At 69.4% G+C, this 19,514-nt stretch carries 16 protein-coding genes; 9 read left to right on the top strand and 7 right to left on the bottom strand.

Annotated features, from left to right (window positions below):
- The first annotated feature begins 88 nt into the window (after positions 1–88).
- Entirely contained in the window at positions 89–1,579 is a 1,491-nt protein-coding gene (locus DMC64_RS37460) for an FAD-dependent monooxygenase (protein ID WP_125737402.1), read from the top strand.
- Between the two features lie 60 nt (positions 1,580–1,639).
- Here the strand turns inward: DMC64_RS37460 and DMC64_RS37455 are convergent, their stop codons facing one another.
- Genes DMC64_RS37455 through DMC64_RS37440 form a run of 4 tightly spaced genes read right to left on the bottom strand, consistent with a single transcriptional unit; the run spans position 1,640 to position 6,389 of the window.
- A complete protein-coding gene (locus tag DMC64_RS37455; protein ID WP_063274641.1) occupies positions 1,640–2,629 on the bottom strand; it encodes a TIGR03842 family LLM class F420-dependent oxidoreductase in 990 nt (329 codons plus the stop codon).
- Positions 2,630–2,639: 10 nt separating this feature from the next.
- Positions 2,640–4,025, bottom strand: coding sequence for a dihydropyrimidinase (gene hydA, locus DMC64_RS37450; protein ID WP_125737401.1), 1,386 nt, complete (start codon positions 4,023–4,025; stop codon positions 2,640–2,642).
- Entirely contained in the window at positions 4,025–4,867 is an 843-nt protein-coding gene (locus tag DMC64_RS37445; protein ID WP_073846488.1) for a nitrilase-related carbon-nitrogen hydrolase, read from the bottom strand. Before DMC64_RS37445 ends, hydA begins: the two co-directional genes overlap by 1 nt.
- Complete coding sequence (locus tag DMC64_RS37440; protein WP_125737399.1) at positions 4,818–6,389, bottom strand: NCS1 family nucleobase:cation symporter-1; 1,572 nt, start codon at positions 6,387–6,389, stop codon at positions 4,818–4,820. Before DMC64_RS37440 ends, DMC64_RS37445 begins: the two co-directional genes overlap by 50 nt.
- Before the next feature lie 241 nt (positions 6,390–6,630).
- On the opposite strand from DMC64_RS37440, the gene DMC64_RS37435 reads away from it, so the two are divergent.
- From DMC64_RS37435 to DMC64_RS37425, 3 genes are all read left to right on the top strand, one after another.
- Positions 6,631–7,314 carry a response regulator transcription factor gene (locus tag DMC64_RS37435; RefSeq protein ID WP_305019782.1) on the top strand — a complete coding sequence of 228 codons (684 nt, stop codon included), beginning with the start codon at positions 6,631–6,633 and terminating at the stop codon, positions 7,312–7,314.
- Positions 7,311–8,336 carry a HAMP domain-containing sensor histidine kinase gene (locus tag DMC64_RS37430; RefSeq protein ID WP_037342812.1) on the top strand — a complete coding sequence of 342 codons (1,026 nt, stop codon included), beginning with the start codon at positions 7,311–7,313 and terminating at the stop codon, positions 8,334–8,336. The genes DMC64_RS37435 and DMC64_RS37430 overlap by 4 nt, the downstream gene beginning before the upstream one ends.
- Positions 8,337–8,406: 70 nt before the next feature.
- Positions 8,407–9,969, top strand: a complete 1,563-nt coding sequence (locus DMC64_RS37425) for a DUF4153 domain-containing protein (RefSeq protein WP_125737398.1) — start codon at positions 8,407–8,409, stop codon at positions 9,967–9,969.
- 120 nt (positions 9,970–10,089) lie between these two features.
- Here the strand turns inward: DMC64_RS37425 and DMC64_RS37420 are convergent, their stop codons facing one another.
- Together DMC64_RS37420 and DMC64_RS37415 are read right to left on the bottom strand one after the other, a co-directional pair.
- Complete coding sequence (locus tag DMC64_RS37420; RefSeq protein WP_125737397.1) at positions 10,090–10,455, bottom strand: SSI family serine proteinase inhibitor; 366 nt, start codon at positions 10,453–10,455, stop codon at positions 10,090–10,092.
- A 59-nt stretch (positions 10,456–10,514) separates the two neighbouring features.
- Positions 10,515–12,137 carry a PucR family transcriptional regulator ligand-binding domain-containing protein gene (locus DMC64_RS37415; RefSeq protein ID WP_125737396.1) on the bottom strand — a complete coding sequence of 541 codons (1,623 nt, stop codon included), beginning with the start codon at positions 12,135–12,137 and terminating at the stop codon, positions 10,515–10,517.
- A 143-nt stretch (positions 12,138–12,280) separates the two neighbouring features.
- On the opposite strand from DMC64_RS37415, the gene DMC64_RS37410 reads away from it, so the two are divergent.
- Positions 12,281–13,777: a CoA-acylating methylmalonate-semialdehyde dehydrogenase gene (locus DMC64_RS37410; RefSeq protein ID WP_125737395.1), complete on the top strand. Its 1,497-nt coding sequence runs from the start codon at positions 12,281–12,283 to the stop codon at positions 13,775–13,777.
- Positions 13,778–13,864: 87 nt separating this feature from the next.
- Here DMC64_RS37410 and DMC64_RS37405 read toward each other — a convergent pair whose 3' ends face one another.
- Positions 13,865–15,091 (bottom strand): lipase family protein, encoded by a 1,227-nt coding sequence (locus DMC64_RS37405; RefSeq protein WP_125737394.1) that lies wholly within the window; start codon positions 15,089–15,091, stop codon positions 13,865–13,867.
- Positions 15,092–15,280: 189 nt separating this feature from the next.
- Here DMC64_RS37405 and DMC64_RS37400 point away from each other — a divergent pair, with 189 nt between their 5' ends.
- The 4 genes from DMC64_RS37400 to DMC64_RS37385 all read left to right on the top strand — a co-directional run bounded on the left by DMC64_RS37400 (position 15,281) and on the right by DMC64_RS37385 (position 18,957).
- The gene (locus tag DMC64_RS37400; RefSeq protein ID WP_125737393.1) at positions 15,281–15,889 is read left to right on the top strand and encodes a DUF1707 domain-containing protein; all 609 of its coding nucleotides are present in this window, start codon (positions 15,281–15,283) and stop codon (positions 15,887–15,889) included.
- An 80-nt stretch (positions 15,890–15,969) separates the two neighbouring features.
- Positions 15,970–16,995, top strand: a complete 1,026-nt coding sequence (gene hrcA, locus DMC64_RS37395) for a heat-inducible transcriptional repressor HrcA (RefSeq protein WP_125737392.1) — start codon at positions 15,970–15,972, stop codon at positions 16,993–16,995.
- 42 nt (positions 16,996–17,037) lie between these two features.
- The gene (gene dnaJ / locus DMC64_RS37390) at positions 17,038–18,201 is read left to right on the top strand and encodes a molecular chaperone DnaJ (RefSeq protein WP_037342822.1); all 1,164 of its coding nucleotides are present in this window, start codon (positions 17,038–17,040) and stop codon (positions 18,199–18,201) included.
- A 3-nt stretch (positions 18,202–18,204) separates the two neighbouring features.
- Positions 18,205–18,957 (top strand): 16S rRNA (uracil(1498)-N(3))-methyltransferase, encoded by a 753-nt coding sequence (locus tag DMC64_RS37385; RefSeq protein ID WP_125737391.1) that lies wholly within the window; start codon positions 18,205–18,207, stop codon positions 18,955–18,957.
- Positions 18,958–19,514 lie beyond the last annotated feature (557 nt).

The following is a 19,514-nucleotide window of genomic DNA, read 5'->3' as shown; positions in this document are numbered from 1 at the left end:
ATAGCGCACCCGGGGGCTTGCGGCAAGACCCCGGTGATACCGCAGAATCCTCGGCCGTAGCCAGTACAGGCCGAACAGGAGTGAAGATTTGACGGACGTCGACGTGATCATCGTGGGTGCCGGCCCGACCGGTCTGATGCTGGCCGCCGAACTGCGGCTGGCCGGTGCGCGCCCGCTGGTCCTGGAACGGCGGCCGGAACAGGGGAAGACTCCGAAGGCCCACGGCCTCAGCGGGCAGATCCTGGACCTGCTGCACCATCGAGGCCTGCTGGAGAAGGTGCGGGGGCTCGTCACCGATCCCGTGCCGCCGCACCGCTTTCCCTTCGGTGGGGTCCACGTCGACCTCACGCGGTTCGACGAGCCGCCGCTGAAGGCGCTTTCGGTACGGCAGCAGTCTCTGGAGCGGCTGCTGGAGGAGCACGCCACGGAGCTCGGCGCGGAAGTGCGTCGCGGGCACGAGGTCGTCGGGGTGCGTCAGGACGACGTGTCGGTGACCGCCGAGGTGCGCGGCCCGGACGGGACGTACGAGGTCACCGCCCCGTATCTGGTGGGGTGCGACGGCGGGCGCAGCCCTGTCCGGGCGATGGCGGGGATCGGCTTCCCCGGCACCACCTATCCCGAGGTGAACCGGATCGGGCAGGTCAAGATCCCCGAGGGACTGACCGTGCACGACAACGGCGACATCGAGACGCCGGAGCTGGGCCGGATCAAGGCGGGCTTCACCCGCACCGACACCGGCGTGTTCGCGCTCGGATCGCTGACGCCGGGGATCGTGTTCATCCAGACCACGGAGGACGATCCCGGCGAGATCGACGACGACGTGCCGATGACCCTGGCCGAACTCGGGGACAGCATCCGCCGCGTGCTCGGCGGGGACGTCCCGCTGGGCGAGCCGGTCCGCCTCTCGCGCTACCAGTTCTCCGCCCGCCAGGCCGAGCGCTACCGCGAAGGCCGGATCCTGCTGGCGGGCGACGCGGCCCACCTGCTGCCCTCCACCGGCACGGCGATCAACGTCGGCATGTCCGACTCGGTCAACCTGGCCTGGAAGCTGGCCGCCGAGATCCAGGGCCGGGCACCGGAAGGACTGCTGGACACCTATCACGCGGAACGGCACGCCGCCGGTGCGCGTGCGCTGCTGCAGTCCCGGGCGCAGGTGGGGTTGCGGCGGGGGCACGACGAAGCCGCCGAAGCGCTCCGCGCGGTCTTCCAGGAACTGCTGGACGACGAGTCGGCCGCGCGACGGCTGGCCTCCCACGTCGCCGGGACCGACACGCGCTACCCGATGCCGGGTTCCTCGCACGCGCTCGCCGGCATGTTCGTCCCGGATCTCGCGCTGGAGACCGACGACGGGGCGACCAGCGTCGCCGAGCTGCTGCGCGGGGCGCGGCCGGTGCTGCTCGACCTCGCGGGACGGCCCGATCTGCGTGAACTCGCGCAAGGCCGCGCCGACGTCCACACCGCGAAGGCCGAGGACAGGCCCGCCGACGTCCTCCTGATCCGCCCGGACGGCTACGTCGCCTGGGCGGGCGACGACGCCGAAGGCCTGCGTGAGTCCTTCGCCGCCTGGTTCGGCGCCTGACCCCCACGCATTTCGTCCTCTGAATGCGGGAGAACGCATTCAGAGGACGAAATGCGGGTGTCAGCGGTTGATGACCTCCGAGCCGTAGCGCTTCAGGGTTTCCTCGCGCTGGTCGTGCATGAGGTACAGCGAGAACTGGTCGACACCGAGCGAAGCCAGCTCCTCCAGCCGTTCGACGTGCGCCGACGACGGCCCGAGCAGGCAGAACCGGTCCACGATCTCGTCCGGGACGAAGTCGGTCGACGGGTTCCCCGCCCGCCCGTGGTGCGAGTAGTCGTAGCCCTGCCGCTCACGGATGTAGTCGGTGAGCTCGTGCGGCACCGGCCCGGAATCGCCGTACCGCGCCACGAGATCCGCGACATGGTTGCCGACCATCCCGCCGAACCAGCGCAGCTGCTCCCGCTGATGCGCCAGATCGTCGCCGACGTACGCCGGGGCCGCGAGGCAGATCGTGATCCCGGCCGGATCCCGTCCCGCCGCGCGAGCGGCCTCGCGGACGGAACCGATGGTCCACCGGGCGATAGCGGGATCGGCGCACTGCAGGATGAAGCCGTCAGCGTGTTCGCCGACCGTCTTCAGCGCCTTCGGCCCGTAACCCGCCATCCACATCTCAAGCCTGCCGTTGCGGATCCACGGGATCTGCACCGGCTTGTCCCGCAACAGGACCTCGCGTCCTTCGGCCAGCTCCTTGACCACGTGCATGCAGTCGCGCACGGTGGCCAAAGTGGACGGTGGCATGCCGACCACCCGGTGCGCCGAGTCGCCGCGGCCGATCCCGCACACCGTCCGGTTGCCGTACATGTCGTTGAGCGTGGCGAAGGTCGACGCCATCACCGACCAGTCCCGCGTGGCCGGGCTGGTCACCATCGGGCCCACGATCATCGACGACGTCGCCGCGAGGATCTGCGAGTAGATGACGAACGGTTCCTGCCACAGCACACACGAGTCGAAGGTCCAGCCGTAGCGGAACCCCTGGTCCTCGGCGGCCTTCATCAGCCGCACGAGGTCGCGCGCGGGCGGATCGGTCTGGAGAACAATCCCGAAATCCACGGCCACCGCCTCAGTTCAGGTACTGGTTCAGGTCGCGCGAGAGGAATTTCCCGTGCGTCGTACTGCCCGAGAAACCGGACGGCGACACCACCACGCGCCCGCGCGAGAGCACGGTGTCGACCTTGCCGGTGATCTCCATGCCCTCGTAGGCCGAGTAGTCCACGTTCATGTGATGCGTCTCGACCGACAGGGTCTGCTTCGCCGCCGGGTCGTAGACGACGATGTCCGCGTCGGACCCCGCCGCGATCACCCCCTTGCGCGGGTACAGCCCGAACATGCGCGCCGGCGTGGTCGAACAGGTCTCGACCCAGCGTCCGAGCGTGAGCTCGCCCGCCACGACCCCTTGGTGCAGCAGGTCCATCCGGTGTTCGACGCCGGGGATCCCGTTGGGGATCGCGCGGAAGTCGCCACGGCCGAGTTCCTTCTGGTCCTTGAAACAGAAGGGACAGTGATCCGTCGACACCACCGACAGATCGTTGGTCCGCAGCCCGCGCCACAGATCCGCCTGATGCGACTTCTCGCGCAGCGGGGGAGAGGCGACGTACTTCGAGCCCTCGAAATCGGGTTTCGCCAAGTCCTCGATGGACAGATACAGGTACTGAGGACACGTCTCCGCGAAGACGTTCTGCCCGTCGTTCCGCGCCTCCGCGACCGCCGCCAGCGCCTGCGACGCCGAGAGATGCACGATGTACAGCGGCGCCCCGGTCACCTTGGCCAGCTGGATCGCGCGCGAGGTCGCCTCGCCCTCCAGCTCCGGCGGGCGGGTGAGCCCGTGCTGCACCGGGTCGATCTTCCCGGCCGCGAACGCCTGCGCGGCCAGCTGGTCGATCGCGATGCCGTTCTCCGCGTGCATCATGATCGTCGCGCCGATCTCGCGCGCCTTCTGCATGGCCAGCAGGATCTCGCCGTCCGTGGAGTAGAAGACCCCGGGATAGGCCATGAACATCTTGAAGCTGCCCACCCCGCCGTCGACACAGGCCTGCATCTCCTTCAACGACGAATCGTTGACGTCGGAGACGATCATGTGGAAGCCGTAGTCGATGGCGCAGTTGCCGTCGGCCTTCTCGTGCCATTTGTCCATAGTGGACAGCAGTGAGGTGCCCTTGGCCTGGACGGCGAAGTCGATGATCGTGGTCGTCCCGCCCCACGCCGCCGCCGTCGTCCCGGTGCCGAAGGTGTCGACGGAATGCGTTCCGCCGAACGGCATCTCCATATGGGTGTGCGCGTCGATCCCGCCGGGCATGACGTACTTCCCGGTGGCGTCGATCACCGAGTCGGCCGGCCCGAGCGTCCCGGGGGCGCCGACGGCCGAGATCGTCTCGCCGTCGACGAGGACGTCCGCCGCCGAAGCGCCCATCGTGGACAGCACCTGCCCGCCGCTGATGAGGGTGGTCATCACGCCTCCGCGAGGGGTCCGTAGCTGTCGGGACGCCGGTCCCGGTAGAAGGCCCACAGATCCCGCACCTCGGCGAGTTTGCCCATGTCGAGATCGCGGACGACGATCTCCTCCTCGGTGTCGGACGCGGCTTCGCCGACGAGCTGGCCGCGCGGGTCCGCGAAATACGACTGGCCGTAGAAGTCGTTGTCGCCCAAGGGTTCCACCCCGACACGGTTGATCGTGCCGACGTAGTACTCGTTCGCGACCGCGGCCGCGGGCTGCTCCAGCCGCCACAGGTACTCCGACAGGCCGCGGCTGGTCGCCGACGGGTTGAACACGATCTTCGCCCCGGCCAGGCCCAGCGCCCGCCAGCCCTCCGGGAAGTGCCGTTCGTAACAGATGTAGACGCCGATACGGCCGACGGCGGTGTCGAACACCGGGTAGCCCATGTTCCCGGGCCGGAAGTAGAACTTCTCCCAGAAGCCCTTCACCTGCGGGATGTGGTTCTTGCGGTGCTTGCCGAGGTAGGTGCCGTCGGCGTCGATCACCGCGGCGGTGTTGTAGTACACGCCGGGCTGCTCGACCTCGTACATCGGCACGACCAGTACGACACCGTGGCGTTCGGCGACCTCCTGCATGAGTTTCGTCGTCGGCCCGTCGGGGATGCCTTCGGTGTAGGAGTAATAGTCGGTGTCCTGCACCTGGCAGAAGTACGGGCCGTAGAACAACTCCTGCAGGCAGACGACCTGTGCGCCCTGCGAAGCGGCCTTGCCGATGGCATCGACCGCGTTCGCGATCATGGACTCCTTGTCACCCGTCCACCGCTGCTGGATCAATCCGGCTCGGACCACGTCGCTCACTTGCATCCTCCTCGATCTCGGTGGTGCGCTTGCGTTCGGGCAGGGACAGCAGCAGGTAGACGACGAAGGCGCCCGCCAGGCCGACGACCCAGTTGTAGTCGTAGAGGGGTTTCAGGAACGGGATCAGCCCGTCGGCGGGGAACGGCCCGCCGTACGCGCCGCCGACCGCGAGCACGGCGCCGACCAGCGTCGCGACGAGCGCACGCCAGTTCCAGCCGCCGTTGAACCAGTAGATGCCGCGTTCGGTGTACAGATCCCGCAGGCGCAGCTTGGTGCGGTAGACGACCCAGTAGCCGGCGACCATCACCCCGGCGACGGCGCCGAGCAGGCCGCCGTAGAAGCCGAGCCACGCGAAGATGTAGATGTTCGGGTCGGAGTAGAGCCGCCACGGCTGGATGACGATGCCGATGATGCCGGTGATCAGCCCGCCGACCGCGAAGGTGATCTTCTTCGGGAAGGCGTTGGAGAAGTCGTAGGACGGGCTGACCACGTTGGCCGCGAGGTTCGCCGACACGGTCGCCAGTACCAGCGCGATCAGCGCGACCACCACGACGACCGGGGAATCGAACCGGTCGGCCAGTTTCGCCGGATCCCAGATCTGCTCGCCGTAGAGGACGCTGCCGCCCGAGGTGGTCAGGATGGCGACGATCGCGATGAAGGTCATCGTGGTCGGCAGGCCGAGGATCTGGCCGCGGACCTGCTTGCCCTGGCTGCCGCCGAACCGGGTGAAGTCCGGCATGTTCAGCGAAAGCGTCGACCAGAACGCGATCATCGCCATCAGCGACGGGGCGAACACCTTCCAGAAGTCCGGCCCCCAGCCGAGTTTCCCGGGTTCGGACAGGATCGGGCCGAGCCCGCCCGCCTTGACCAGCACGTAGCCCAGCAGGATCAGGAAACCGACCGACACCAGCGGAGCCGTCCAGTTCTCGAACCGGCGGACCGCCTCCATCCCGCGCCAGATGATGAGCATCTGGAACAGCCAGAAGAGGCCGAACGAAAGCCACAGTGTCCAGTGCTGGCCGAGGACGACGGCGGAGTCCTTCCAGCCGGACCCCGCCAGCCGTCCGACGATGATGTAGATCGCTTCGCCGCCGACCCAGGTCTGGATGCCGAACCAGCCGCACGCGATGAACGCCCGCAGCAACGCCGCCAGATTCGCGCCGCGCATCCCGAAGAAGGCACGGGCGAACACCGGGAACGGGATGCCGTACTTCGTCCCGGCGTGGCTGTTGAGCAGCATCGGGATCAGCACGATCAGGTTGCCGATGGTGATGGTGAGCAGCGCCTGCACCCAGTCCATGCCGAGCGCGATCAGCGACGCCGCGAGCGCGTAGGACGGGATGTTGTGCGCCATGCCCATCCACAGCGCGAAGTAGGTGTACGTGGTCCAAGTCCGCTTTTCGACCGGGACCGGGGCGAGTTCTTCGTTGTAGAAGCGGCTGTCCTTCAAGGACTCGACCTCGCCGAGTTCCACCCGGCCATCAGGATGCACGTGCTGCGTACCGCGTGCCGTCGGCTCCATTGCGGAATCGTGCTCGCCCGTGCCGCGCGGGTGGGACTGGCAGACTGTTCACTGTTGAGGGTGTCGGAACGCAGACTGTCGATTGCGTTCGAAGGCCACTGGTGCATGACCTGCGTCACACACGCGGACGTAGCAATCCGGCAAACCGGCCGAAACATCTCCACAGGATCTCCACAGCTCACCCGGATGGTCTCCACGGCCGATGCCTACAGTCATCCCCATGGAACTGGGAGGACGCCGGGTGCTGGTCGTCGAGGACGACGTGACCATCGCGGAGAGCATCGCCGCGCGTTTGCGGGCCGAAGGATTCTCGGTCGACCTGGCGCACGACGGCCCTTCCGGTGTCGAGGCCGACGCCGAACGGGAGCCGGACCTGGTGGTGCTCGACGTGATGCTGCCGGGCTTCGACGGGCTGGAGGTCTGCCGCCGGATCCAGGCCCGCCGCCCGGTCCCGGTGCTCATGCTGACCGCCCGCTCGGATGAGACGGACATGCTGATCGGTCTCGGCGTCGGCGCGGACGACTACCTCACCAAACCGTTCTCGATGCGGGTGCTCTCGGCGCGGGTGCACGCGCTGCTGCGCCGTGTCGAACGGTCCGCGCGCGCCGAGGGCGAGGAAGCGGGCACGAAGATCGTGCTCGGCGACCTCGAAATCGACGTCGACCAGCGGCGGGTCACGCGGGCGGGCACCCAGGCCCAGCTGACGCCGATCGAGTTCGACCTCCTCGTCCACTTCGCGAAACGCCCGAGGGCGGTGCAGCCGAGGGAACGGCTGCTCAGCGAGGTGTGGGACTGGGACGTCGCGGGCACCGGTTCGGGCACCCGCGCGGTCGACAGCCATATCAAGGCGCTGCGCCGCAAACTGGGCGCCGACCTCATCCGCACCGTGCACGGCGTGGGATACGCCCTGGAGGTGGGATCGTGAAGCTCCGCCCGCTGCTCGGCCGCGTGGTCGACGCGCTCCCGAGACCGCTCGACCCGGTCCGCTCGATCAAGCTCAAGCTCGCGATCCTGCTGGTGTCGTCGGGCGGGATCGCGTTCGCCTTCTTCAACTGGCAGATCGGCTGGCTGCCGCCGCGGACCACGATCGCGGCCATGGTGCTGGCCGTGGTCACCTCGCAGATCCTGGCGCACGGGATGACCAGGCCGCTGCGGGAGATGACCGCCGCGGCCCGCGCGATGGCCAAGGGCGACTACACCCGGCGGGTCCGCGCGACCGCCCGCGACGAGGTCGGCGAGCTGTCGCACGCCTTCAACCAGATGGCCGCCGACCTGGACGCCTCGGATCAGCGCCGCCGCGAGCTGATCGCGAACGTCTCCCACGAGCTCCGCACTCCGATCACCGCGCTGAACGGGGTGCTGGAGAACCTGGTCGACGGGGTCGCCGAACCCGATCCGGCGACGCTGAAGACCGCGCTGCAGCAGACCGAACGGCTCGGCAGGCTTGTCTCGGAACTGCTGGATCTCTCCCGGATCGACGCGGGCGCCTTCCCGTTGCAGCTGGAGGAGTTCGATCTCGAACTGCTCTTGGAGGAGGTCGCCACCGAAGCCGGGGTCACCGGCCGCGGCGTGCGGTTCTCCGTCGACGTCCAGCCGCCCGGCGCGACCGCCGTCGCCGACCGCGGCCGGCTCTACCAGGTCGTGGTCAACCTGCTCGACAACGCCGTCCGGCACGGACCCGCCGGGGGAGAGGTCCGGGTGCGGGCGGAGGCCCGCGAGGCCGACGTCGTCATCGAGGTGGAGGACGAAGGCCCCGGAATCCCGCTTGGGGAGCGGGACAGCGTGTTCGAGCGGTTCACCCGCGGTGAGCGGGCCGGCGGCGGGGGCACCGGCCTCGGGCTCGCGATCGCGCGGTGGGTGGTGGACCTGCACGACGGCAGCATCGCCGTCGTCACCCCCGAAGGACGGCCGGGCTGTGTCATCCGCGTCGTGATCCCCGTTCCCTAGTTCCCCGGTCGCTTCTTTCGGGCGGCCGCGCACGGCCAACGTGATGTGCTTTCGCAAACTGGAGGATTCGATGAGCGAAGAGCAAGAGGAGAAGCAGGCGCACACGTCGCCGCCCTCGGCGACGACCACCCTGCCGCCCGCCCCGCCGGTGCCGCCCGTGCCGGTGCTGATGCGACCGCGGGTGCCGCCGAAGTCGGCGATCGTCCCGCTGCCCGCCTCCGTGCTGCCCGCGGCGGTCGCGGCCGGGCTCGTCACCGCGGTCGTCATGCCGGACGACCCCGGGGCGGGCTGGTTCGTGGCCGGGCTCGCCTTCGCGGTGGCCGTCTACTTCGCCGACAAGCGCGCCCGTGGTGACGCCGAGCGGCATTTCGGGCCGGTCAACGCGGTGTGGGCGGTGGCCGCCCTCGGCCTGCTCGCGGTCGGGATGTTCCGCGCGTCGGTGTGGCTGAACGTGTTGTGCGTGCTGGCGGCCTTCGTCGCGGGATCCCTCGCCGTGGTCGGGAAACGCACCGTGAACACGATCTTCTACGACGTCTTCGCGGTCCCCATCGAAGCGCTGCTTTCGATCCCGTGGGTCGGGCGCGGGCTCACGAAGCTCGGCAAGAAACAGGAAGGCCGGACACGGCCGAGGTTCCTCGTGCCGGTACTGGCGAGCGCCTTGCTGCTGCTGGTGTTCGTCCCGCTGTTGCGGGGCGCGGACGCCGCGTTCGCGAGCGTCGTCGACGCGGTGATCCCCGAACTGAACCCCGGAACCTTCGTGCGCTGGGGTTTCCTGTTCGTGGTGGCCGCGTTCGCCGTCACCGGGGCGTGTTACCTGCTGGCGGCGCCCCCGCTGCCCGTCGCCGAAGACGCGCCGCGCAAACGGCTGGCGCACCGGCTCGAATGGACGCTGCCGCTGGGTGTGCTGGTGCTGCTGTTCACGAGTTTCGTCGTGGTCCGCTTGGTCGTGTTGTTCGGCGGCACCGAATACCTGCTGGCCACGAGCGGCCTGACGGCGGCCGAGTACGCCAGGAGCGGGTTCTGGCAGCTCTCCGCCATCACCGTGCTGACCCTGCTGCTGGTCGCCGCCGCGCTGCGCTGGGCGCCGAAGACTTCGGTGGCCGATCGTGCCTGGCAGCGCGGGTTGCTCGGCGCGTTGAGCGTGCTCAGCCTGGTGCTGGTCGCGTCGGCGTTGAGTCGCATGTGGACATACCAGCAGGCGTACGGGTTCACCGTGCTGCGGCTGCTGGTCGAGGTCTGCGAGCTCTGGATCGGCCTGATCTTCGTGCTGGTGCTCGCGTCCTTGATCCCGCTGCGGTCGGCCTGGCTGCCGCGCGCGGCCATCGGAGCGGCCGTCGCGGCACTGCTGGGGCTGGCCGTGCTCGATCCGGAACGGTTCATCGCCGACCGCAACATCGACCGGCTCGCGCACGGCAAGACACTCGACACCACTTACCTGTCACGGTTTTCCGCCGACGTGGTGCCGTCGGCCGACCGGCTCCCCGAGCCGCTGCGGTCCTGTGTGCTCGGACCGGTCGTGCGGGAAATCCCGGAAGATGATTGGCGCGAATGGAACCTGAGCCGGTCCCTCGCGCGTCAGACCCCCGTCACCGCGAAGGACGGGACCGGCTGCCGGTACGTGATCCGTCCTTGAGTGGTGACCCACGGCCTTGATCGCCCTCTTTGGGGGTGAGGGCGATCAAGGCGGCGGTGAACGGCGCCGCCGGGCCACCGAGGGGGAGGTCCGGCGGTCACCTCGTCGGAAGTGCCGTGGTCAGAAGGTGAAGACGCCGGCCGACTCGGCGTCGGCGACGCACCGGTTGGCGTACGAGGTGCGGAAGGTGACCGGTTCGCCGCGCCATTTGCCGACCGCGGAGACGTCCACCGGCGAGTATTCGAGGGTGCAGGCCCGCGGTTCCGGACGGAGCTTCTCGAACTTTCCGTCCACTTCGGACAGTTTGCCGCAGGCGTTCCCGCGCGTGGGGTGGGAGCCCCCGGTGGGCCCGCAGGTGAGCGAGACGGTGCCGATCCGGCCCCTGGTGTCGTGGCTGGTCAGCTGAAACGTGGATTCGGCGGGTTGCGCCGGGGCCATACAGGCCAGCGCGAGCACGCAGGCGCCGATCGGTTCGAAGAAAGCCATATCAACCCTATCGGCTGACGTGGCCCGATCACTGTGTTCCACGCTCGGGTGAGATTTGCTCACCCGGACGTGTGGTCGTCCGCTTTTCGAATGTCGTGGGCGAGCAAAGCGACATAAAGCGAGAGCATCGACTCCGGATCTTCGAGCCGCACGCCCAGGACCTGCTCGATCCGGGCCAGCTGCTGGTAGTACGCGGTACGGGAGGTGTGCGCGGCGGCGGCAGCCGCGGACTTGTTGCCGCCGTGCTCGCAGTAATGCCTCAACGCCTGAACGAGTCTGCTGCCCTGCGCGGCGTCCCGGCTCAGCAGCGGGCCGAGCTCCCGCGCGGCGAACGCGGTGATCCGTTCGTCGCCGGCCAGCAGATGCAGCAGTCCGCGCAACCGGACGTCGTCGAGCCGGTGGAGCACGCGTTCGACGTTCTCGGCGAGCGCCGCGGCGGCGACCTGCGCGGCTTCGACGAGTGTCCGCCGCGCCTCGGCGGGCCCGCTGCCCGTGGTCCCGACCGCGACCACGGCGGGCGCGCCGGCGCGAGCCTCGTGGACGTCGTTGGCCAGCCGTCGCAGGACCGCGTCGACCCCCGCCTCCGGCGAGAGCGCGATCAACGCGCGCACCTGGGTGTCGTCGGTGGCCACCAGCGCGGACACCTTGGCGTGCCGCGCGGCGAGCACGGTCGCCTCGGCGAGTTCGCGCAGCAGCACCGGAGTGGACTGCGCGGTCTTGGCGGTCACGGTGATCCGGGGCCGCACGGCGACCCCGACCAGCAGCCGTCCGGTCAGCGGGACACCCAGCGCGGAGGCTCGCGCGGTCAGTTCGGCGGGCGGCACCGGGTTCGCCAGCAGTTCGGTCAGGATCGCGCGGTGCGCCTGGCGTTCGAGGCTGTCGGTGTCCTTGGCGACCAGCCGGTGCACCGCGAGCGCGGACGCCGCCCGTTCGGCGACCACGACGTGCCGGTGCGGCGGCGGATCCCCGCAGACGACGACCAGCCGTCCCCAGTCGTGCCCGCGCGCGCCGACCACGGTGATCAGCCAGCCCGCGCCCTGGTGGTAGCCGGTCCGCTCGCCGACCTGCACCGGGCGCGACCGGGACGGCCAGCCGGGCAGCAGTTCGCCGGGATCGGTCCCCGCCGTGTCATAGGCGAGGACCTCGTGCGAGAGCGTCTCCAGTACGACGGGATGTTCGGTGAGCCTCGCGACCTCGCGCAGGATTTCCCCCGGCTCGGCCCCGGCGATCGTGAGCGCGGTGAAGGTCTCGTGGACCCGCTCGGCCGCGCGTAGTTCGTCGACCTGGGCGTCGACGATCAGCCCGTTCACCGCTTCGGTGACCGACACGAACCGCGTCTCGCGCGAAAGGGTGATCAGCGGAACACCGTGGCGGTCCGCGGCGTCGACCAGCGCGGGCGGCAGCTTCTCGCTCCAATGTCGGACCAGTTCGACGACGATCCCGGAGACCCCGATCCCCGCCAGGTCACCGACGTACCTGGCCAGCGCGGCGCCGTCGTCGGGCAGCGCGACCCCGGTGGTGAGCACGAGTTCCCCGCCCCGCAGCAACGGGGCGATGTCCGCGACCTCGGCGACGTGCGCCCAGCGGACCGGCGCGTCCAGCCCCGCCGCCCCCGCCACCACATGGGGCCTGCCCTGACGCAGCACCGGCAGCGCGAGCACCTCGGCGACGGTCGGGTACATCGGCCTCCCACCCGGTTCGACAACGCTGGAGACAGACTGTACGGGCGGGACCGGGAGTCCGTACACGTTGACGATGGCGTCGGTGTGGCGCGCGCACCCAGACTCGACCGGGAGCAGGTATCAGGACCAGGAAGGCGGAACCCGTGACCGACCGCATCAACCACTGGATCGACGGCAAACCGAGCGAAGGCGTGAGCGAACGATCGGGTGACGTGTTCGATCCGGCCACCGGCCAGGTGCGGGCGAAGGTCGCCTTCGCGGCGCAGGACGACGTCGACGCCGCCGTCGCGGCCGCGTCCCGGGCGCTGCCGGGCTGGCGCGGGACTTCGCTGGCGGGGCGGACCCGGGTGCTGTTCGCCTTCCGTGAGCTGCTTTCGGCGCGGCGTCACGAACTGGCGAAGATCGTCACCAGCGAACACGGCAAGGTCGAATCCGACGCGGCGGGCGAAGTCGCGCGCGCGATCGAGAACGTCGAGTACGCCTGTGGCGCGGCGCAGATGCTCAAGGGCGGGTTCAGCGAGAACGCCTCGACCGGTGTCGACGTGTACTCGATCTCGCAGCCGCTGGGCGTGGTCGGCGTGATCTCGCCGTTCAACTTCCCGGCGATGGTCCCGCTGTGGTTCGTGCCGAACGCGCTCGCCTGCGGCAACACCGTCGTGCTCAAGCCGAGCGAGAAGGACCCGTCCGCGGCCGTGTTCATCGCGGAACTGTTCGCCGAGGCGGGCCTGCCCGACGGCGTCCTCAACGTCCTGCACGGCGACAAGGTGGCCGTCGACGGCCTGCTGGAACACCGCGACGTCAAGGCGATCTCGTTCGTCGGGTCGACGCCGATCGCGAAGTACGTCTACGAAACCGGGACCAGGCACGGGAAACGCGTGCAGGCGCTCGGCGGCGCGAAGAACCACATGGTCGTCCTCCCGGACGCGGACCTCGACCTCGCCGCCGACGCGGCCGTCTCGGCGGGCTTCGGCTCGGCGGGGGAGCGGTGCATGGCGGTGTCGGTCGTGGTCGCGGTCGACCCGGTCGGCGACGAACTGGTCGCGAAGATCGCCGAGCGGATCAAGCGGCTGCGCGTCGGCGACGGGATGCGGCCCACCTCGGAGATGGGGCCGCTCGTCACCGCCGCCCACCACGAACGCGTCGAGTCCTATGTGGAGGCCGGGGTCGAAGCGGGCGCCCGGCTCGTCGTCGACGGCCGCGGTATCGAGGTCGACGGCGAGGACGGCGGCTTCTGGCTCGGCCCGACGCTGTTCGACCAGGTCACCCCGGACATGTCCGTGTACACCGACGAGATCTTCGGTCCGGTGCTGGCGGTCGCGCGGGCCGAGGGCTACGACGCGGCGCTGGAGCTGATCAACGCCAACCCCTACGGCAACGGCACCGCGATCTTCACCAACGACGGGCGGGCCGCGCGGCGGTTCCAGAACGAGGTCGAGGTCGGGATGGTCGGCGTGAACGTGCCGATCCCGGTGCCGGTCGGCTACTACTCGTTCGGCGGGTGGAAGGACTCGCTGTTCGGGGACAGCCACGCCTACGGGCCGGAAGGGTTCCACTTCTTCACGCGGACGAAGGTCGTCACCTCGCGGTGGCCCGATCCTTCGCAGGGCGGGGTGAACCTCGGGTTCCCGCGCAACAGCTGACGACAGCGCCGCGTTCTTGAAGTACATGAAGGCCCCCTTCCTTGCGCCAGGCGCAAGGAAGGGGGCCTTCATGTACTTCGGGTCTGATCAGAACCGGCCGCAGTTGCCGTTGCCCGCTTGACCGTTGAAAGCGCCCTTCAGCCACTCGGCGGCGTCGGCCGACGCGGTCGTCATGCCCAGCGCGTGGGAGAAGAACGGCGTGAACGTCGGCAGGTCCTTCCACTGGACGTTGGCGCCCTTGCCGCACCAGTCCTTCGCCATCTGCTTGCCGACGGCCGCCGGGATGACGTCGTCCATCGGGCTGTGTTCGACCAGCACCGGCATCGCGGGCTTGACGGTGCCGATCCGGTTCTCCGCCACGATCGCGTCGAACGGCGGCTGGGACAGGTAGGCGGACACCGGCTTGCCCTCCTTCGTCAGCGAGCTGGTCTGCTTGTACATGAACTGGAAGACCGCGTTCAGCGTGCAGGTCTGCCGGGCCTTCAGGAACAGATCGGCCCCGGCCGGGTTGGCCAGGTCCATCAACCTGGCCTCGGGATAGGCCTGATTGATGCCGATCAGCGCGTAACCGAGGAACCCGGCGTACATCCCGCCGTCGAGCGACTTGGACAGCGCGGCCTTGTCCGCGGGCGCCGCGCCGGAATAGACGCCCTTGACGTTCAGTTCGGGCGCGTAGGTGGCGGCGAGTTCGGCGGCGGCCGCGGCGGCACTGCCGCCCTCGGAGTAGCCGGCGATACCGACCGGGCCGTCGGCGGGAAGACCCGTTCCGGGCAGGCGCTGCGCGGCGCGGATGACGTCGAGCACGGTGTGCGCCTCGGACAGCCGGACGACGTACGGGTGGTCGCCGCTGCCTTCCACCCACGGTCCGATGTAGTCGGTCTGCGCCACGGCGAATCCGGCGCCCAGCAACGCGTTGACGAAACCGCCTTGGAAACCGGAGACCAGATCCGAGGAGCCCTCACCCGCGAGGGTTTTCGAGGGGGCGCAGTCCGGGCCCATGCCGAAGGTGAACGGCGCATAGGCCACGATCGGCCGTTCGCCGGGACCGTTCCACGGATTGTTCGGCACCAGGACGGTACCGCTCACGGCCACCTGCTTGTCCTTGTTGTCCCGGGAAAGATATTGGATCCGGGTCGATTTCGCCCCGTTGTAGGTCGAGGGCTGCGATTTGAGCACGTCACCGTTCTGGCCGGCGGGAAGCGGTGAAGAGGAAACGTATACCGAATCGGAGTCCGCGCTCGCGGCCGGCGCGCCCACCGCGACCAAAGTCACGGTCATGGCGGCGATCAGGACATGACGGAAGGAAGAAGTCATAGTGCGCTCCACACTGAGTCGGAACTTCCGCAAGTGAGCTAGATGGAAGACCTTCCGGTACGGCGCGGTCAATGGCCGGTCGTCGAATTGTCATTCCCGTCAGGGTGGCGAAACCGATTTCACTCATGCCTTTCCGTGCGGCGGCCGGGTCATTTCCGCAATTCGCCGATCACGGTTATCGTCGCGGTCATGTCAGAACCGAAGCGGTCGGCGATGCGGGTGGCCGATTCCGATCGTGAGAACGTCGCGCGACTGCTGTACGAAGCCATGGGCTCGGGGCGGATCACCGCCGGTGAACTGGAAACGAGACTGGACGCGGTCTACGCGGCCAAGACCTTCGCGGAATTCGAACCCGTCGTCGCGGATCTGTCGCCGGGCGGGGCGCTCGCCCTGTCCCACACCGGCGATGAGGAGCAAGGCGGGCGACGCTCGTTCGCCGTCATGTCCGGCACCACGCGACGATTCGACGGACCGCTTCCGCCGCGCCATGTCAGCCGCGCGTTCTGGGGCAGTGTGCGCCTCGATCTGCGGCGGGCCCGGATCGCCGCCGGCTCCTGCACGATCAGGGCGGTGGCGGTGATGGGCGGCGTCAAGATCGTCGTGCCCGAGGACTTCGCCCTCGACGTCCGGGGACTCGGCCTGATGGGCGGATTCGGCACCGGCCGCGGGACCGGGCGGCGGCGTCCGGAGCCGGGCGCGCCGGTGCTGCGTGTCACGGGTTTCGCCTGGTGGGGTTCGGTGAAGGTGATCCGGAGGCCGTTGGAGCCGCGGCGGCGCTCCTTCCGGGGGCGCGGCTGAGGGGCCCAAAGAAGTCCGGTGGCTCGCCGGGCACTCCGCCTTCCGTAAACTCGTTGTGAGGACGAGCGAGGGAGGTGCAGGTGGCCAACGCGGAAGAGCGCCGCTTCGAAGTGCTGCGCGCGATCGTCGCCGATTACGTGTCCAACCAGGAGCCCGTCGGATCCAAGGCGATCGTCGACCGGCACAACCTCGGTGTGTCCAGCGCCACCGTGCGTAACGACATGGCGGCGCTGGAAGAAGAGGGCTACATCACACAGCCCCACACCAGTGCGGGCCGGATCCCCACGGACAAGGGGTACCGGCTGTTCGTCGACCGGATCGCCGAGGTCAAACCGCTCAGTTCGGCGGAGCGCCGGGCCATCACCGCGTTCCTCGACAGCGGAACCGATGTGGACGACGTCCTGCGCCGTTCCGTCCGGCTGCTCGCGCAGCTGACCAGGCAGGTCGCGGTCATCCAGTACCCGATGATGACCAACTCCGCCGTCCGGCACCTGGAAGTGGTGCCGCTCACCCCGGCCCGGCTGATGCTCGTGCTGATCACCGATTCCGGCCGCGTCGACCAGCGCACCGTCGACCTCGGGGACGTCATCACCGAGGAGAACGTCGGCAGGCTGCGCACGGTGCTCAACGGGGCACTGGCCGGCCGTCGTCTCTCCGATGCCGCGGCGGCGGTCGCCGAACTGCCCGAGAAGTCGCCGGGCGAACTGCGCGACAGCCTCACCCGCGTCTGTACCGTGCTGGTGGAATCGCTGGTCGAGCACCCCGAGGAGCGGCTGGTGCTCGGTGGAACGGCGAACCTCACCCGCAACGTCGCGGACTTCCCCGGATCGCTGCGGCAGGTGCTGGAGGCGCTCGAGGAGCAGGTCATCGTCCTCAAGCTCCTCGCGGCCGCCCGCAACCCCGGTGCGATCAGCGTGCGCATCGGTGAGGAAAATGAGGACGAGCAGATGCGCAGCACCTCGGTGGTCTCCATCGGCTACGGCATGGACGACATGCTGCTGGGCGGGATGGGCGTCGTCGGGCCGACCAGGATGGACTACCCGAACACCATCGCCGCGGTGCGCGCGGTGGCGAACTACGTGGGGCAGATCCTCTCCGGTCGCTGAACGCGGCGGTGAGGTCGAAGTCAGAAGGAGAAGGCGAAGACGGTGGCGAGGGACTATTACGGCATTCTCGGGGTGGCGAAGAACGCGACGGATCAGGAGATCAAGCGCGCGTACCGCAAACTGGCCCGTGAACTGCACCCCGACGTCAACCCGTCGGAGGACGCCCAGCACCGTTTCGGCGAGGTGACCACCGCGTACGAGGTGCTGTCGGATCCGCAGAAGCGCAAGGTCGTCGACCTCGGCGGCGACCCGATGGACGGCGGCGCCCGCGGTGGCGGCGGAGACCCGTTCTCGGGCTTCGGCGGCCTCGGCGACATCATGGACGCCTTCTTCGGCGCCGCCGGTGGTGGCGGCGGCCGCGGTCGTGGGCCGCGCAGCCGCGTGCAGCCCGGCTCCGACGCGCTCATCCGCCTCGGCCTGACCCTCGAGGAGTGCGCCACCGGCGTCGACCGCGAGATCACCGTCGACACCGCCATCGTCTGCGACCTGTGCCGCGGCGCCGGCGCGGCCGAAGGCACCGGCACCAAGACCTGCGACACCTGCGGCGGCGCGGGCGAGGTCCAGTCCGTGCAGCGGTCGTTCCTCGGCCAGGTCGTCACCGCCCGCCCCTGCCCGGTCTGCCGCGGCTTCGGCGAGGTCATCCCGGACCCCTGCCGCCAGTGCGGCGGCGACGGCCGGGTCCGCGCCCGCCGCAACGTCACCGCCAAGATCCCGCCGGGCGTCGGCGACGGTATGCGCATCCGCCTGTCCGGCCAGGGCGAGGTCGGCCCCGGTGGCGGCCCGGCAGGCGACCTCTACGTCGAGATCGACGAGGCGCCGCACGAGGTGTTCGTCCGGCAGGGCAACGATCTGCACTGCAACTTCCGGATCCCGATGACCACCGCCGCCCTCGGCGCCACGGTGCCCATCGAGACCCTCGTCGACGGCGACTACGAACTCGACATCGAGCCGGGCACTCAGCCCGCCACCGAACTCGTGCTCACCGCCAAGGGCATGCCCCGGCTGCGGTCCTCCGGCCGCGTCGACGGCCGCGGCGACCTGCACGTCCACATCGACGTCGTCGTGCCGACCAAACTCGACGACGCCCAGCGCGACCTCCTCGTCGAACTCGCCCAGCAGCGCGGCGAAGACGTGCCTTCGCTGTCCTCGAACGGCTCCAAGCCCGGCGGGCTGTTCTCCAAGCTGCGCACCAAGAACCACCGGTAACCCGTGCCCGAGACGACACTGCCGGTCTTCCTCACCGCCGCGCTGCCCGGTTCCGGGCGCACCACCCTCGACGGCGAGGAAGCCCGGCACGCCGCCACCGTCCGCCGTCTGCGCGTCGGCGAACGTCTCGTGCTCTCCGACGGCGAAGGCGGCATGGCGCGCTGCGTCGTCGAAGCCGTCCAGGCGGGCAGGGACGCGGCGCTCACCCTCGCCATCGAAGAACACTGGATCGAGGAGCCGCCCGCGCTGCGCGTCATCGTCGCCCAGGCCCTCGCCAAAGGCGACCGCGGCGAACTCGCCGTCGAACTCGCCACCGAAGCCGGCGCCGACGCCATCGTCCCCTGGCGCGCCGCCCGCAGCGTCGCCCGCTGGGAAGAAGGCGCCCGTGGCGACAAAGCCCTCACCCGCTGGCGCACCACCGCGCGCGCCGCCGCCAAACAAGCCCGCCGCGCCCACGTCCCCGAAGTCGCCGAACCCGCCACCACCCGCGAACTCGCCGAACTCGCGCAGACCGTTTCCCGCGCACTCGTCCTCGAATCCGGCATCACCACCCGCCTCACCGAGATCGAACTCCCGGCACAAGGAGACATCCTTCTCGTCGTCGGCCCCGAGGGCGGCATCACCGACGAAGAACTGAACACCCTCACCGACGCCGGCGCCACCGCCATCCGGTTGGGCCCCACCGTTTTGCGCACCTCCACCGCCGCCGCCGTGGCACTCGGCGCGCTGGGGGTTCTCACCGACCGCTGGAAGTGAAAAAACACCCCACTAATTTGCGGCGAGTTATGGCGCGATCACGCAAACAGCCGTTACTCTCGTTAACTGACGCGCAACACACGGTTTCGGCGCGCCACTGGGGATGAAGCCCGGTCGCGCGCGTGAATCCCCGCCGGGCACCTCCCCCCTCGGTCCGGCGGAGCCGCGGCGGCGGTGGGCCGACCCCCAGGGCCCACCGCGCCGCGGCATCTTCATTTCGAGCCCCTTCGCAAGTACTTCGCTCTTGCCGCGCCCCGAGATCCGCGCCGCCGCGCGGTTTCGCGTGTTGCCCCGGGGCCGAGCCTCCGGGGCAACGGTGGGTCGGGTTAGGGCGAAGGTGCCTTCAGTACCTACTGGACCTTGGCTGCGGCGATCGCGGGTCCGAGGTCCGTGAAGGCCTCCTTGAGGGACTCTGGGTCCCTCAAGGAGGGGCGGATTCACGTGGTGGTTGCAACACGCATTGTTTGTTGGTTGAACAGTAGTGCTTCGAGGGCTTCGGTGGGTGTGTGCCAGCCGAGGGTTTGGCGGGGGCGTCCGTTGAGTTCGGTGGCGACGCG

The organism is Amycolatopsis sp. WAC 04197 (assembly GCF_003947475.1).
In the GTDB taxonomy this organism is placed as follows: Bacteria; Actinomycetota; Actinomycetes; order Mycobacteriales; family Pseudonocardiaceae; genus Amycolatopsis; species Amycolatopsis japonica.
The sequence above is the reverse complement of the archived record's forward strand: the minus strand, read 5'-3'. Positions and strand labels throughout refer to the sequence as shown.

Excerpts from the sequence above, each read along its gene's own strand:
- hydA (WP_125737401.1), bottom strand. The coding sequence starts at position 4,025 with ATGACCACCCTCATCAGCGGCGGGCAGGTGCTGTCCACGATGGGCGCT.
- DMC64_RS37440 (WP_125737399.1), bottom strand. The coding sequence starts at position 6,389 with ATGGAGCCGACGGCACGCGGTACGCAGCACGTGCATCCTGATGGCCGG.
- DMC64_RS37425 (WP_125737398.1), top strand. The coding sequence starts at position 8,407 with ATGAGCGAAGAGCAAGAGGAGAAGCAGGCGCACACGTCGCCGCCCTCG.
- DMC64_RS37420 (WP_125737397.1), bottom strand. The coding sequence starts at position 10,455 with ATGGCTTTCTTCGAACCGATCGGCGCCTGCGTGCTCGCGCTGGCCTGT.
- DMC64_RS37415 (WP_125737396.1), bottom strand. The coding sequence starts at position 12,137 with ATGTACCCGACCGTCGCCGAGGTGCTCGCGCTGCCGGTGCTGCGTCAG.
- DMC64_RS37405 (WP_125737394.1), bottom strand. The coding sequence starts at position 15,091 with ATGACTTCTTCCTTCCGTCATGTCCTGATCGCCGCCATGACCGTGACT.
- DMC64_RS37400 (WP_125737393.1), top strand. The coding sequence starts at position 15,281 with ATGTCAGAACCGAAGCGGTCGGCGATGCGGGTGGCCGATTCCGATCGT.